At 70.2% G+C, this 14,395-nt stretch carries 12 protein-coding genes; 8 read left to right on the top strand and 4 right to left on the bottom strand.

The features are described 5' to 3' along the window. Positions 1-22 precede the first annotated feature (22 nt). Positions 23-1,741 (bottom strand): outer membrane protein assembly factor BamB family protein, encoded by a 1,719-nt coding sequence (locus AC5YDA_RS08245; protein WP_496188911.1) that lies wholly within the window; start codon positions 1,739-1,741, stop codon positions 23-25. 573 nt (positions 1,742-2,314) lie between these two features. Here AC5YDA_RS08245 and AC5YDA_RS08240 point away from each other — a divergent pair. From AC5YDA_RS08240 to AC5YDA_RS08220, 5 genes are all read left to right on the top strand, one after another. Beyond that, a complete protein-coding gene (locus AC5YDA_RS08240) occupies positions 2,315-3,376 on the top strand; it encodes a YeeE/YedE family protein (RefSeq protein ID WP_496188910.1) in 1,062 nt (353 codons plus the stop codon). A gap of 13 nt (positions 3,377-3,389) precedes the next feature. Then, complete coding sequence (locus AC5YDA_RS08235; RefSeq protein ID WP_496188909.1) at positions 3,390-3,719, top strand: sulfurtransferase TusA family protein; 330 nt, start codon at positions 3,390-3,392, stop codon at positions 3,717-3,719. Between the two features lie 145 nt (positions 3,720-3,864). Then, positions 3,865-4,800 carry a cysteine synthase A gene (cysK, locus tag AC5YDA_RS08230; protein WP_496188908.1) on the top strand — a complete coding sequence of 312 codons (936 nt, stop codon included), beginning with the start codon at positions 3,865-3,867 and terminating at the stop codon, positions 4,798-4,800. A gap of 135 nt (positions 4,801-4,935) precedes the next feature. Continuing rightward, positions 4,936-5,610 (top strand): AzlC family ABC transporter permease, encoded by a 675-nt coding sequence (locus AC5YDA_RS08225; RefSeq protein ID WP_496192921.1) that lies wholly within the window; start codon positions 4,936-4,938, stop codon positions 5,608-5,610. Continuing rightward, positions 5,607-5,918 carry an AzlD domain-containing protein gene (locus AC5YDA_RS08220; protein WP_496188906.1) on the top strand — a complete coding sequence of 104 codons (312 nt, stop codon included), beginning with the start codon at positions 5,607-5,609 and terminating at the stop codon, positions 5,916-5,918. The genes AC5YDA_RS08225 and AC5YDA_RS08220 overlap by 4 nt, the downstream gene beginning before the upstream one ends. Positions 5,919-6,215: 297 nt before the next feature. Here AC5YDA_RS08220 and AC5YDA_RS08215 read toward each other — a convergent pair whose 3' ends face one another. After that, positions 6,216-7,679, bottom strand: coding sequence for an MFS transporter (locus AC5YDA_RS08215; RefSeq protein ID WP_496188905.1), 1,464 nt, complete (start codon positions 7,677-7,679; stop codon positions 6,216-6,218). Positions 7,680-7,735: 56 nt separating this feature from the next. Then, entirely contained in the window at positions 7,736-11,140 is a 3,405-nt protein-coding gene (locus AC5YDA_RS08210) for a PPi-type phosphoenolpyruvate carboxykinase family protein (RefSeq protein ID WP_496188904.1), read from the bottom strand. A gap of 112 nt (positions 11,141-11,252) precedes the next feature. Here AC5YDA_RS08210 and AC5YDA_RS08205 point away from each other — a divergent pair, with 112 nt between their 5' ends. The 3 genes from AC5YDA_RS08205 to AC5YDA_RS08195 all read left to right on the top strand — a co-directional run bounded on the left by AC5YDA_RS08205 (position 11,253) and on the right by AC5YDA_RS08195 (position 13,335). Continuing rightward, entirely contained in the window at positions 11,253-11,558 is a 306-nt protein-coding gene (locus AC5YDA_RS08205; protein WP_496188903.1) for a cell division protein SepF, read from the top strand. 120 nt (positions 11,559-11,678) lie between these two features. After that, positions 11,679-12,677, top strand: a complete 999-nt coding sequence (locus tag AC5YDA_RS08200; protein ID WP_496188902.1) for a transglycosylase family protein — start codon at positions 11,679-11,681, stop codon at positions 12,675-12,677. A 112-nt stretch (positions 12,678-12,789) separates the two neighbouring features. Further along, complete coding sequence (locus AC5YDA_RS08195; protein ID WP_496188901.1) at positions 12,790-13,335, top strand: DUF4870 domain-containing protein; 546 nt, start codon at positions 12,790-12,792, stop codon at positions 13,333-13,335. 75 nt (positions 13,336-13,410) lie between these two features. Here AC5YDA_RS08195 and AC5YDA_RS08190 read toward each other — a convergent pair whose 3' ends face one another. Beyond that, the gene (locus AC5YDA_RS08190) at positions 13,411-14,325 is read right to left on the bottom strand and encodes a DNA-3-methyladenine glycosylase family protein (RefSeq protein WP_496188900.1); all 915 of its coding nucleotides are present in this window, start codon (positions 14,323-14,325) and stop codon (positions 13,411-13,413) included. Between the last annotated feature and the right edge of the window lie 70 nt (positions 14,326-14,395).

Here is a 14,395-nt window from a genome sequence, read left to right as displayed (position 1 = left end):
GCCCTCCGTCGCGCCGTGGTGGCTAGCTGATCCGGATCCCGTAGATCTTCCGGTCGTACGACGCCACCACCAGCATGTCGCCGAACACCGAGGGCGTCGCCTCGATGTTCTTGCCCAGGCTCAGGGTCGAGATGTCCTCGCCGGTCCTGGGGTCGAAGAGGTGGACGACACCATCGGAGTCGGCCAGGACGCCGTAGAGGCTCCCCTCGGTCGAGGTGATCAGGGTGGGGGAACTCCACGAGTAGTTGGACAGGTGCCGGCGCCAGGCGACCGAGCCGTCCGCCTTGTTGAGCGCGACCATGTCCCCCTCGCGGGGCGCGGTCGTCCGGGACACGTTGAAGATCACCAGGTCCGAGATGGGCCCCCGGCCCAGCGCCGGCGTGGCCAGCACGCCGCCGTTGACGCCCGTGTAGTAGGCCGGGATGTCGTACTGCCAGACCTGCTTGCCCGTCAGGGCGTCGATCTTGCGGATGTTGGTCACCTTGTTGCCGGTGGCCTCCTTGCGGGTGTCGACCTCGTTGCCCGTGTAGAGGAACACGCCGTCCGAGGTCTCCTCGAGCACGAGGGAGGCGTCCGTGTCGTCCTCGACCTCCCGCATCCAGAGCATCTCGAGCGTCGTGGCGTCCCAGGAGAACAGCTTGCCCTCGTTGTCGGCGGCGAACATCAGGTTGCGCCAGGCAACCGCCGAGTTCTCGATGCCGTACTTCTCGTTGCCCGGGGCGGTGTAACGCAACCGCCTCACCTGAGGGTCGATCGAGACCGTCCCCCCGGCGGGGTCGTACCGGGAGTTCAGCTTCACCTTGTAGATCAGCCCGTTCTCAGCGGGCCCGATGAGGGTGTCGGCCTTGGCGTTGATGAGCGCGGAGGAGTCGAAGGCGCCCCAGTCCTGACGCGGGGCGGCCGGGTCGAGGCCGGAGAGGTGCCAGACTTCGGCGTTCTGGATCAGGTCGAACACCCGGTAGCGCCAGGGGCCGATGGTGCCGTTGGTGTCGTTCAGGCCCTGGCCGGCGTACAGCAGCGGGTAGCCACGCGGGTCGATCGATGCCGTGCCCTTGAAGCCCCAGCCGACCTCGATCGGATCCCTGGTGGGGCGTCCGGTCCTCAGGTCGAGGCGGTGGATCTTGCCCTCGAACACGGGGTAGATCACCTCGACGAACGTGTCGTCGTCGACGAACTCGTCCGCGAGCCCCATCGCGACCTTCGTCTCGCGCGGCCACTGGACGAGCAGGGGCTGGCCGGTCCACCCGGCTCCCGGCCAATACGAGCCCTCGCCGCGGATCTCGCCGATCTCCTTCGTCCACTCGACGGTGAGCTTCTGCTCGGTCACCTGGGCGGTGCCCCACGTGCCGCCAGTCCGGTGGTTGTTGCCGCGAAAGGTCAGGACGCCGGGGACCTGGTTGTACGTCTCCGGGTCGCCGAAGACGACGGGCTCGCGCCCGGAGTACGCCGTCGGCCGGCCCGCGGCGTCCACGACGGCCCACGAGAACGCGCCGGGCGCCTCGGTCATGTTGCGGGCGAAGGAGTGCGCGCCCTCCGGTCCGGGGCGCGGCTTGCTGTAGCTGGGCAACTCCGGGAGGCGCACCGCGGGAGGTGTGGCGGTCGGCGTCCTCACCTGGGCGGGCGCCGCGGTCGGCATGTTCGGACGGGTCCCGGTGCGGACGGTCTCGGTGGAGCAGGCGGCTGTCCCGAAGATGGCCGCGAGGGCCAGTCCCGCAACGGCCACGCGGCGTCCGTGCACCATGTCGTCTCCTCATCGTCCATCGGGTGGAGCGCCTTCAGCGTACTGCCGCATGCGGCTGCCTTTCCCTCCGTGTGCGGTGCCCCGGCTCCCCGGGTGCGGCGACACTCAGTCATGCCACACCCGCACGCGTGGCGTTCCGGCCCGGGAGTGGCAAACCGATGCGTGGGTGATTCGCGGGCCGGCAATACCGCAATATGAGATGCGAATTGTGTTCCGAGAATGATTGCCCTACCGTATGGGTATCTGATCGCGGGCCCATGGGCCCACCAGGCAAGGAACCTCTTTCCTCATGACTCGACTCGCGGACTCCCGCCAGGCCCACACCGAGCGCACTGCGCTCGGCATGTGTGTTGCTGCCTGTCCGTGTTGTTGTCGCGCCTGACCCGTCGTAGCGGCGGGCGTCACGCTGCAGGCTGACGCCCTGATCCCGGCACCACACCCAGGCTCCCCCCGGAGTAGCGGTTCGCCCACGCCCGCGGCACCCTGATTCATCGGCTTTTTTCATCCCATGGCATTTCCCCATTTCGCCATGCCATTTTCCAATCCCATTCATCCATTTCTTCAGGAGGCATCATGATCCTCACCGGACTCGCGCTGGGCATCGTGCTCGGCTTCGTCTTCCAGCGCGGACGCTTCTGCGTCACCGGCGCGCTCCGCGACGTGTGGCTCTCGGGCTCCACCCGCTGGCTCACGGCCTTCGTCCTGGCCATCACCGTCCAGTCGGTCCTCGTGTGGGGCCTCCTGTCGTCCGGCGTGGTGCAGACCAAGGTGCCGGACCTGCCCGTGCTGGCCGTCGCTGCCGGGTCCTTCCTCTTCGGCATCGGCATCGTGCTGGCCGGCGGTTGCGCCACGGGCACCTACTACCGCTCCGGCGAGGGCCTGATCGGCTCGTGGATCGCCCTGATCTTCTACGCGCTCGTCGCGTCGATCATGAGGTACGGGGCGCTCAGTCAGGTCACCGACGAACTGCGTGGCCAGAAGTCGGGCCTCACCACCCTCCACGCCACCCTCGGCATCAGCCCGTGGTTCCTCGTCGTGGCCCTCGTCGCCGTCACCGCCTGGCTGGTCGCCCGTCAGCGCACCAAGTCGGTCGCCGGCCTCACCAACGCGGCGGCCCCGTCCGGCCTGCGCGGGCTCCTGTTCGGCAGGCCGTGGACGCCGAACGCCACCGCCGTCACCGTGGGTGTCATCGCGGCCCTGGCCTACCCGCTCTCGGCCGCCACCGGCCGCAACGCGGGCCTCGGCATCACCACCCCCTCGGCCAACATCGTCCAGTACCTGACCACCGGCGACCTGCAGTACGTGGACTGGGGTGTCCTCTTCGTCCTCGGCCTCATCCCCGGTTCCTACATCGCCGCCAAGCTGTCGGGGGAGTTCCGTCTCCGCGCTCCGGATGCCCGCACCTCCGTCCGCGCCATCATCGGCGGCTCGATCATGGGCATCGGCGCCGTCCTCGCCGGCGGTTGCACCATCGGTAACACCCTCGTCCAGACCGCGTTGTTCGGCTACCAGGGCTGGCTCTCCTTCCTGGGCACCTTCCTCGGTGTGGGCGTCGCCGCCCGCTTCTTCATCCAGACGCACCGCCGCGCCGGTGCCGCCCCCGTCCTGCTGCCGCAGCCCGCGGCGTCCCGTTGAGAAAGGAAAAGCCATGGGATTCTTCGACCGCTTCCGCACTCCCGTCGCCTCGCTCGTCCAGTCACCCGTCAGCCCGGACGTGGACGCCGTCACCCCGCTGCCGGCGTCCGAGGGCGGGCGACGCTACCAGCTGAACACGCTCGGGCAGGTGTGCCCGTTCCCGCTGGTGGAGGCCAAGCAGGCCATCAAGCAGTTGGAGGTGGGTGACGAGCTCGTCATCGACTTCGACTGCACCCAGGCCACGGACTCGATCCCGCACTGGGCAGCCGCCTCCGGCTACCCGGTCACCCACTTCGAACAGGTGGGCGATGCCTCCTGGACGATCACTGTCCAGAAGGCCTGACCCGCAGCACGGCGCCGACCCGCACCCCGCACCCCGACCTGGGAGGGGGCGCCGGCCGGATGCATGCCACGTATCCGGCCGGCGCCCGCCCCCGAGACAGCAGCACTCGCACTCATCGCATCCAAGAAGGAAGAGCAACCCTCCCATGACCAACTACTTCTCCGACGCCACCGCCCTCATCGGCCGGACGCCGCTCGTCCGCATCAACCGCCTCTTCGGCGACAGCTCGGCGGAGGTCTACGCCAAGCTCGAGTTCTACAACCCCGCCAACTCGGTCAAGGACCGCATCGGGGTCGCCATCATCGACGCGGCCGAGGCGTCCGGTGAGCTGAAGCCGGGTGGCACCATCGTGGAGGGCACCTCCGGCAACACCGGCATCGCCCTGGCCTTCGTCGGTGCCGCTCGTGGCTACCGCGTCGTGCTCGCGATGCCGGAGACCATGTCCAAGGAGCGCCGGGCCCTGCTGCGTGCCTACGGGGCCGAACTCGTCCTGACCCCCGGCCCGGCCGGCATGAAGGCCGCCGTGGCCAAGGCCGAGGAGCTCGCCGCGGAGATTCCCGGGGCGGTGCTGGCCCGCCAGTTCGCCAACCCCGCCAACGTCGCCATCCACCGCAGCACCACCGCCGAGGAGATCTGGGCGGACACGGACGGCCAGGTCGACATCTTCGTCGCCGGTGTGGGCACGGGCGGCACGATCTCCGGCGTCGGCCAGGTCCTGAAGGAGCGCAAGCCGGAGGTCCGGATCGTCGCGGTGGAGCCCGCGGAGTCGCCGCTGCTGTCCGGCGGACAGCCCGGCCCGCACAAGATCCAGGGCATCGGCGCCAACTTCATCCCCGAGATCCTCGACCGGACGGTGATCGACGAGGTCCTCCCCCAGACGTCGGAGACTGCCGTGGAGTGGGCCCGACGCGCCGCCCAGGAGGAGGGCCTGTTGGTGGGCATCTCCTCGGGTGCCGCCCTGGCCGCCGCCGGCCAGCTCGCCGCCCGCGAGGAGAACGCCGGCAAGACCATCGTGGTCGTCATCCCGAGCTTCGGTGAGCGTTACCTGTCGTCGATCCTGTACGCCGACCTGCTCGACTGACCCGTCTGTGCCTGGGAGCCAGCAGCTCGACCGTTGACCTGCTGGCTTCTCGGCGTTCAGAACGCCGGACGTGGGTGGCGGGCGGACGGCTAGCATCACGGGGTGCCAGCCTCCGCCGTAACCCGCACTCGCTCGGTGCTCGGCGTCCCTCTGACGCCGGCGGTCCGGATGGGGTTCTCGATCGCGGTCGCGGTCGGGCTGTACGGCATCTCGTTCGGCGCGCTGGCCGTCACCGCCGGACTCACGGTCTGGCAGGCCGTGGCCCTGAGCGCCCTCATGTTCACCGGGGGGTCCCAGTTCGCGTTCATCGGGGTCGTGGCCGGGGGTGGTTCCCTGGGTGCGGCCACGACGGCGGCCTCGCTGTTGGGGGTGCGCAACGCGGTGTACGGCGTCCAGATGAACGCACTGTTCCGGCCGCGGTCCGCGATCAAGCCGATCAGCGCCCACCTGACGATCGACGAGTCCACCGCGACGGCGTTGGGCCAGTCCGACAAGGATGAGCAGCGGCGCGGCTTCTGGGCCGCCGGCATCGGGGTCTGGGTGCTCTGGAACACCTTCACGCTGCTGGGCGCGGTGGTCGGTGAGCAGTTGGGCGACCCCAAGGCCTGGGGACTGGACGGCGCCGCCGTGGCGGCGTTCCTCGGACTGCTCTGGCCGCGCCTCCGGAACCGGGACGCCCACGCCATCGCCGTCGCATCCGCTTTCGTGACGCTGGTCGCGGTGCCCTTCGTCCCCGCGGGGATGCCCATCATCCTCGCCGCGCTCGTCTCGGGGGCCATGGCCGTCGCCCAGCACAGGAGGCGCGCATGACGGCCATGTGGGTCTGGGTGCTGGTGGCGTGCGCCATCGCCTACGCGACGAAGCTGTCCGGCTACCTCGTCCCCCATTCGTTCCTCGACCGGCCGTGGGTGACGACGCTCAGCGCCGGCATGACGGTGGGCCTGCTCACGTCGCTGGTGATGACCAACACGTTCGTCTCCGGCCAGGCCGTGGTGGCGGACGCCCGCCTCGCGGCCCTGGTCGCGGCCGCCGTCGCGCTCTGGCTGCGGGCTCCCTACCTGCTGGTGGTCATCGTCGGGGCCGTGGCTGCCGCGCTGGCGCGCCTGGCTGGTTGGTGACGCGGGCGTAACGCGTCCTTCCGGGGGGGGGGGAATGCCTGCGTTGGTTCCCGCTCTGGCCGTCAGCGCTTGGTTCCCTCCCATCTCCGGGTGGCACACCCTGGTCGGGGTCAGCAAGCCGCCCGGCGCGACCCCCGCGCCCCCAGGCAACCTTCACGCGGCGCTTTGCCACATCTGAGCGGGTTTGCCACGCGTGCGGGAGTGGCAATCCTGAGTGTCGGGCTACCCGACCGGCGCGGAGGTGGCGAACCTGAGTGTCGGGCTACCCGACAGGCGGGCTCCCCGACCGGCGCAGCTTCAGACGCCCACCGGCTCCCGGTGCTGGCGCTCGTCGAAGGTCGCGATCATGGCGGCGAGCAGGATGAATCCCATGATGGCGAGGTACGCGCCGGCGAAGGCGGGCGTCCAACCGGTCGGCACCAGGGCGAAGAAGACACCCACGATCATGGCGTTGCCCAGCGCGGCGCCGACGCGCTCCACGGTCTGCTTGATCCCGCTCGCGGTGCCGCCGTGCTGCAGGGGCACGTCCTGGAGGGAGAGGGTCTGGTTGGCCGAACCGATGGCGCCCATGGCGAAGCCGTTCAGCGACAGCGTGGCGCCGAGCAGCCACCACGGCATGCCGAGCGGGATCAGCAGCGCCACTCCGATGCTCAGCACGATGCCCAGGGCCATGAGCAGGAGCATCCAGAAGATGAGGCGCCGACCGTGGCTCATCACGTACTTCACCGACCACCAGGACGCGTAGGCGCTGAGCACCGCGTTGGGCAGGCCCACGAGGCCGACCGCGACCGCCGGAACGTGCAGTCCCGACTGCAGGAACAGCGCCAGCACCGCGAACGTGGAGGCGATACCGAGGAACATCACCCCCGACACGAGCATGCCGTTGCGGAACGACCGGAACCCGAACAGCATCATGTCGACCATCGGCGCGCGCCCCCGCGCGGCGTACCGCCGCTCCCAGCGCACCCACGTCCACAGGAGGAGCGGCGACAGCGGCAGCAGCCACCAGGCCCAGGCGGCGTGCGCCATGAAGGGGTACATCAGCGCCAGGATCGACGCCGTGAGCAGGAAGGTCCCGAAGGGGTCCAGGTCGGGGAACGCGTACCACGCGCGTCCGCGGCCGGCGCGGCGCTCGCGGGCCTCTCGGCGTTCGGTCTCGAAGGGGAACCACGCCAGCGCGAGGATGACCGCCAGCAGACCGACCGGCGTGTAGATGAAGAAGGCCCAGCGCCAGCCGTCCTGCGGCCCCAGCGCCTGGATGATCGCGCCGGTGAGGACCGGGCCCACGGCGACCGACGCCGAGATGACGAGTCCGAACAGCGCGAACGCCTTGGCCCGCCCCTGACCGGTGAAGTACTGCTGGATCATGCCTGTCACCTGCGGGGAGAAGATCCCGGCGCCGATGCCCTGGGCGATGCGCGCCACGTTGAGGAAGAACGGGGTGGGTGACAGTCCGCAGACCAGGGATGCCACCACGAAGATCACCAGGCCGACCACGAACCAGGTCCCGCGTCCGAGGACGTCGCCCGCGCGTCCGGCCGGGATGAGAGAAACCCCCAGCGCCAGCGCGTAGCCGGACAGGATCCACTGCACATCGCCCGGGGTCGCCCCCAGCCCCACCTCGATCGTGGGCAGGGCCACGTTGACCGCCGACATCGCCATCAGCGACATGGAAAGAGGGAGCAAAAGCACGAACAGGACCTTCAACCGATGGAAGGTCCTGTCCGATCCGTCAGCGCGGATGATGTTGCGGTCGCTCACCGGCCCGTTCTACCACCCGCGGCCGGACAACGCCCATCCGCGGGTGGCAACCCGGGTCAGTTGCCGAGCGGCTGGCGTCCGATCGTCCCGACGAGAGACTCGCGGTATTCGGCGGAGCCGAGGCGGGTGACGGCCTCCTCGGCGGCGGCGAGTCGCTCCGCGACCCCGAGACGCGCGGCGGCCTCGGCGTTGAAGGGCTCGGCCAGGAAGTCGGCCAGGCCGAACGTCGCACGGTGCACGTGGCGCAGTTCCTCGGCACGCTTGGCGTCCAGGCGGGCGGCGTACCAGTCGGACGCGAGCACCGTCTCCCGCTCGAACATCGCCCGGAACTCCGGCGAGTCGAGCGTCCAGCCCTCGGAGGTCTGGCCGGTGGCCATGATCTCCAGCAGCCCGTGCAGCGGCGGGACGGCGTCCTCGATCGTGCCGTCGTCGAGGTACGACTGCGCCACCCGCTGGTGCGTCTTCACGATGACGCGCATGGACTCGGCGAACGTGTCCAGGTCCTGGAGCTCGGGCTTGAGCATCTCCTCGGTGAACACGACGTCGGGGTGCAGGAAGATCCGCCCGAAGAACGTCGTCGCGAACGCCTCGTTCATGCGGTAGCCGAGGCGGGAGGCCGCGACGACCTCGCCGTTGTGCTCGAAGTCGGACAGCTTCTCCAGGTACCCGCCCTCGATCAGGGCTGAGGCCCGGCGCTCGTCCGGACGCATCCGGCTGAACACCTCGGGCACGAGCATCGAGAAGTCGTGGTCGATCCTGACCTTCGGGCCGATCATGCCGGCCGAGCTGAGCCAGCCGTCGTAGCCGGTCAGCACGAAGGACAGCAGGGCGGCGTTGAGGTCGTAGACGGCCGGCAGGGCGTTGAACGGCCCCTTGGTCATCGCGCCCTCGGAGCCGGCGCCGGTCGTGGAGGGAGATTTGCCCGTCATGGAGGAGATGAACTCCATGAACAGCTCGGGCAACTCCATGTAGTGCAGGGGGTTGTAGGTGCACAGCGGGGGGACGCCCGGCTCGGCGGCGTTGTTGCGGCGTCCGGCGGCCACGATGTCGACCTCGGCGGGGCACGGCTCGGTGAGCGGCACCCTCTCGAGCAGGTGGAACGCGACGTCGGCGGACGCCGTGGCCTCCGGGTTGGCGATGTCCGGGCGGATCTGCAGGTAGCGCGGGTTCTTGGACCGCTTGCCGTCGACGATCCTCGGCTCGGACGAGCTCACGAAGTAGTCGGGACCCTCGTCGTCGCCCATCTCGGCGATGTGCTCGATCAGGCCGGCCATGGGGGCGGTGTAGCGGGCGAACTCCGCGACGTCCTGCACCATGTCCCGCGCGTCGGCGTGGGTGAGGGGCGCGAAGTTGGAGATGAACGTCCCGGGCTGGCTCATGTCGAGCTCGGTCTGCTTGTCGTATCCGCGGACGATGGCGTCGTCCGGACGCTGGAACAGCAGGCGCTCACAGTTGGTGACCACCTTGCGGGACAGGCCCGCGGTGGCGCCTGCGCGGCCGGAGCCGCCCTCGGGCGTCCGGCGCGGCGGCACGACCGTGGAGGCCGTGATGTCGTCCTCGGACTGCACCTTCACCGCGGCCGAGAAGTCCGGACGCAGCGAGAACAGGCGCCACGAGCCGTCCGCCTCGAAGCCCACGCGCAGATGGTTCGCGATGACGCGCTCACCGTCCAGGCGCAGCGACTTGCCCTCGCGACCGTTGATCGTCTGGACCGTGAAGTGGCTGCGCCAGTCGTCGCCCCACTCGGGGGTGTAGTAGCGCTTGACGGTGAACAGGAGTTCCTTGACGTGGTCGGGGATCGTCGCCAGGAACTCGTTGTGCCCCGCGGTGAAGCGGCTGGACGGCGTCATCAGCTTGATGACCGAACCCAGCGACCGCTCCTCGGACAGGATCCCGCGGTGGTCCTTGCCGTTGCGCTCCGGGTCGACGAACCGCCACTGGTAGTCGCCGTCGATGAGACGCTGGACGTGGTCCATGTCCGCCTCGAAGTCGACGACGTGGAGCGAGTCGAACACGAACGCGTCCAGGATCGACTTGCTGATCTCGGACTTGCCGCCGCCGGAGACGGTCGCCGGCTTGTGGCAGTGCGTCGGCTCGGGGGAGGTGCCGACCAGGTGCCACTGGGTCCTGTCCGTCTCGCGGTGCTTGGCATGGACGCGGTAACCGTTGGGGAGCAGGTAGGTGTGGTTCGCGTGCAGCTTGATGCTGGCCGTGCCGTCGGGCCCGTCCCAACTGACCGTCTGGTTCTTCATCGAGAAGGTCGCGCCGGCCGGGACGAGGGTGAGGTGCTCCCATTCGGCGTGGTCGGCATGGCCCTCGGGGTGGCGCAGCCACAGTTCGGGGTCGCGGTCGACGGCGTCCGCCACCGAGTAGGACTCGGGCGTCCGCTCGTCGGTCCACTCGCGGCCGATGTTGTAGGCCGGGAACACGACGGCACCGCCGGCGTGCTCCTCCTCGGCGTTGCCCAGCAGGTTCGCGGAGTAGGAGATCTGGGTCTTGACCTCCTTCTTGCAGTAGCCGAAGTAGTTGTCGGCGATCACGGTGGCGATGACGCCGCGGCCGTCGCGCAGGCACAGCTTGAAGGCCTGTCCGCCGTTGTAGCGCTCGTCCTCGGACTCCCAGCACTGGCCGTCGCGCTTCTGGCGCGCGCTCGCCTCGGAGACGTGCGGGAGGCCCAGCTCCTTCTTGGTCAGCGCGGTGAGGTGCGGGGCGAGCACGACGAGGCCGGTGTGGCCGGTCCAGTGCGCGGGGTCGAGCGAGGCGTCGTTCTCGGGCAGGTAGGGGTCGCCGCCGTTGCCGAAGATCGACTCGACGAAGTCGAGGTTGGCGACCATGCCGCCGGGCACGATGAAGCGGACCTCCAGGCTGCGCCGGGGCGTGACACCGGCCACGGCCGGGACGACGGTCGGACGGAGCAGCAGCGAGACGAAGCACTCGGCCGGGTTCTCCGACGTCGAGGACCACGGAAGGCGCAGCGCCTGCGCGGGGGCCTCGAAGGCCGCCGCGAAGATCTTGCCGGCCACGGCGCGGTCGACGGCGATCTTGTCGTCGGGGATGGGCAGGCCGCCCTCGGCGATGTGGAACACGCCCGCGGTGGTCCGGCGGTCCTTCGCGGGGTTGTGCAGGACGCCGTTCACCAAGCGGTAGCTGGAGAGCAGGTCGGAGGAGAACTCGTCGGAATCCAGGGGCAGCGACAACTCGCGCGCCAGGCCCGGCTGGTCCAGGACGAGCGTGCGGCGCGGCAGCGAGACGGACGCCTCGGTGCCCTCGAGGTAGTCATCCAGGAAGTCCTGGATGCGCTGGTCGGTGGGGGAGAGGCGGTCCGACAGGCGACGCGACAGTTCTCGCTGGCGCGCCAGCAGCGGCGCGATCGTGATGTCGGAATCGAAGTCGTCGGCGTCCACCATGGGCTGGCCGATGAGGGCGAGTCGAAGGTTGATGGCAACGGCAGAGGCGTCCATGGGCCCCAGCCTCTCCCGAATCTCCGGCGCCGTCAGGAAGTTTCACTACGTTGGCAACAACCGTCGCCGGGGCGGGTGTCGGACGTCGAGAGTCCCCCCGTGGTCTGGAAGGATGGACGGACAGAGAGGAGCGCTCGTGCCCCAGGCCCGCAACATCGTCGTGTTCCACCCGACCTCGTACCGGGAGTCCCGGGTGATCGGTGAGCACCTGCGTGACGGGGACATCGTGGTGCTCGACCTCACGCGGATGGACGCCGAAGACATGCATCGGCTGGTGGACTTCGTGTCCGGCATGGTGTTCGGGCTCCAGGGGAACATCGACAAGGTGACCGCCTACGTCCTGGTCGTCGCCCCGCCGGGGGTCACGGCGATCGATGACGCCGCGCACCTGACCGGATCCTTCTACAACCAGAGCTGAGTCCCCGCTCGACGTTCGACCTCTCCCTGAGAGTTTCTTGGGAATCCTTTGACGGTTCGTCACGCGCGCCCGCATGCTCGAAGCGGCCACCCCCGCCGTCGCAAGGAAGGATCTCGTGAGATGCCGAACAACCGTCTTGTCCCGGGGCTGGTAGCCACCGCCCTGCTGTCGTGGGGAACGCTCGTCGGGGGAAGCCTCCTGATGGCCGAGGCAGGTGCCGAGGAGTTCACCGTGTGGGACCGGGTCGCCGAGTGCGAGTCCAGCGGCAAGTGGGCGATCAACACCGGGAACGGCTACTACGGCGGCCTCCAGTTCTCGCTCAGCACCTGGGCGGCGTTCGGCGGCAACGAGTTCGCCTTCTACCCCCACCACGCCACCAAGGCCCAGCAGATCGCCATCGCCCGGCGGACGCTCTTCGTCCAGGGGCCGGGCGCGTGGCCGGGCTGCTCGGTGAAGGCCGGTCTCACCCTGGAGAACGGCGGGGCTGACCGCAACGCCCAGCCGATCGGTGAGACCGGTGGATCGACGCCCGCTCCTGCTCCCAGCGACCAGCTCACCGTCAACGGTGACCTCGACCGCCCGACGATCATCGCCATGCAGCAATGGGTGGGGGCCAACCCGGACGGCATCTGGGGCCCCGCGACCACCCGCGCGCTGCAGGTCAAGGTCGGCGCGACCGAGACGGGCCTGCGTGACCGTCAGACGAACGTGCGGGTCCAGACCGTCGTGGGCGCCCAGCCGGACGGCATCTGGGGCCCGGCGACCACCCGCGCGCTCCAGGCCTTCCTGCTCCAGGGGGCTCCGGGCACCGCTCCGGCTCCCGCTCCCGCACCCACGCCCGCACCGACTCCCGTCTCCGGCGAGTCGCTCCCGGTCACCGGCACCCTCGACCGCGCGACGATCATCGCGATGCAGAGGTGGGTCGGCACGAACCCGGACGGGATCTGGGGCTCGGGCACGACCCGTGCGTTGCAGGCCAAGGTGGGCGTCCGCGTCGACGGCGTCCGCGGCCCGGAGACCACCCGTGGGGTGCAGCGCGTCGTCCGCTCGACCGTCGACGGCATCTGGGGGCCCGCCACCACGCGCGCCCTGCAGACCCACCTGAACTCGCTGGGCTGATCCCCTCCGCGTGGAGGGGGCGGCCTCCGGCCGGCCGGGGTCACCCGGACCGCCCCCTGACCGGCCCCTTGCGACCCTTATGTCGCGGGCCGGTCGGGGCGATCATGGACACATGACCGATCCTCAGGCACAGAACTGGACGCCGGACCCCCAGGGCGGAAAGCCCTGGGCCAACCCCATGGACGCGCCCCCGCCCTTCCCCCGAGCAGGGCAGGCCTACTCCTCGAACCATCAGGCCCCCTACGCGTCCGACCCGTACCAGCGGCCGCCGCTCGGCCGCCCCTACCCCGCCGGGCGCGGCCCCGACGGGGACGAGCGGCTCTGGGCGATGATCGCGCACCTCTCCGCGCCGATCGCGACCGTCGTGTCGGCCGGGTGGTTGAACATCGTCGGGCCCCTCGTGGTCTACCTGGTCAAGAAGGACAGCTCGCCGTTCGTCCGGAACGCCTCGGCCGGTGCCTTCAACTTCGTGCTCACGACCTGGCTGATCTCGATCATCGGCTGGATCCTGACCTTCACGATCATCGGCGCCATCATCGGCATCCCGATGATCATCGTCGGCTCGCTGGCCTCGATCGTGCTCGGCATCGTGGGCGCGATCAAGTCATGGAACGGGGAGGCCTACACCTACCCGTGGCAGGTCAAGGTCCTCAGCTGACACTGGCCGGGCACCCCGGCGAACAAGTACCCCTGGCGGTCGGAGAGCGGAGGCTCCCGGCCGTCAGGGCCCGTTTCAGCCCGGCAGGTGGCTGCGGGGCGCCATGCGCGGCCCGTGCTGCGGGTGCCGGACGCCCGCCAGTTCCAACAGCCGCTGGACCCGGTAGCGGTGGCCGGCGTACGGCTCGAGCAACGCGGCGACCGCGTCGTCGTCGGTCTGCTCGCCGATGAGGGCCCACCCGATCGACCGAGCGACGTGGTGGTCGCCGAGGCTCACCGCATCCGGGTCACCGTGGGCGCGCTGGCGGATCTCCGCGCTCGTCCAGGTGCTCAGGCCCGGCACCGTGCGGAGCCGGGCGTCGGCGTCCGGTGCGGTGAGCGTGCGTTCCAAGCCGGACGCCACCCGCGCGGCACGCAGGAGCGTGGAGGAACGAGCCGAGTCCACGGGGAGCCGCAGCCACTCCCACGACGGGATGCGCCGCACCTCCGCGGCGGTGGGTTGGAGCCTCAGGCCGAGGTCGGCACCCGGGCCCGGCGCGGGCGTCCCGAAGCGCTGGGCGAGCCGGCGCTGGGCGGTGAAGGCCTCCTGCCCGGTGACCTTCTGTTCGATCACGGCCGGCAGCAACGCCTGCCAGACGCTGCCGCCGCGGCCCACCCGCCAATGGCGGTGGACGTGCCAGGCGCGGGCCAGCACCTCGTGGCGCGGGTCGAAGCCGGCGGGGTCGTCCTCGGCCCCGAGCAGGGCGGGCAGGTGCTCGAGCGCCCACGCCGCCCCCTCGCCCCAGGCGGCGGCCTCGACGGTGCCCGTCGAGGGGCGGGCCAGTACGCGGAGGGTCGCCGGACCCGCGGGGGTGTGGAGGGCGCGCCAGTGGCGTCCGGCCTCGTCGACGCGGTAGGTGGGATCGCCGTCGCCCCGGCGCCACGTGGACCAGATCGCCGCGACCGGACAGGGCCAGCAGGGCGTCCAGGTGCGGGTGGCCTCGGTCGTCACGCCGTCGTGGCCTCGGGTGCCCTGGCCTCGCCGGCATGCTTCGGCATCTGCATGGGGTCCATTGTCACAC

It is taken from the genome of Propioniciclava sp. LT294 (assembly GCF_059516005.1).
The sequence above is the reverse complement of the archived record's forward strand: the minus strand, read 5'-3'. Positions and strand labels throughout refer to the sequence as shown.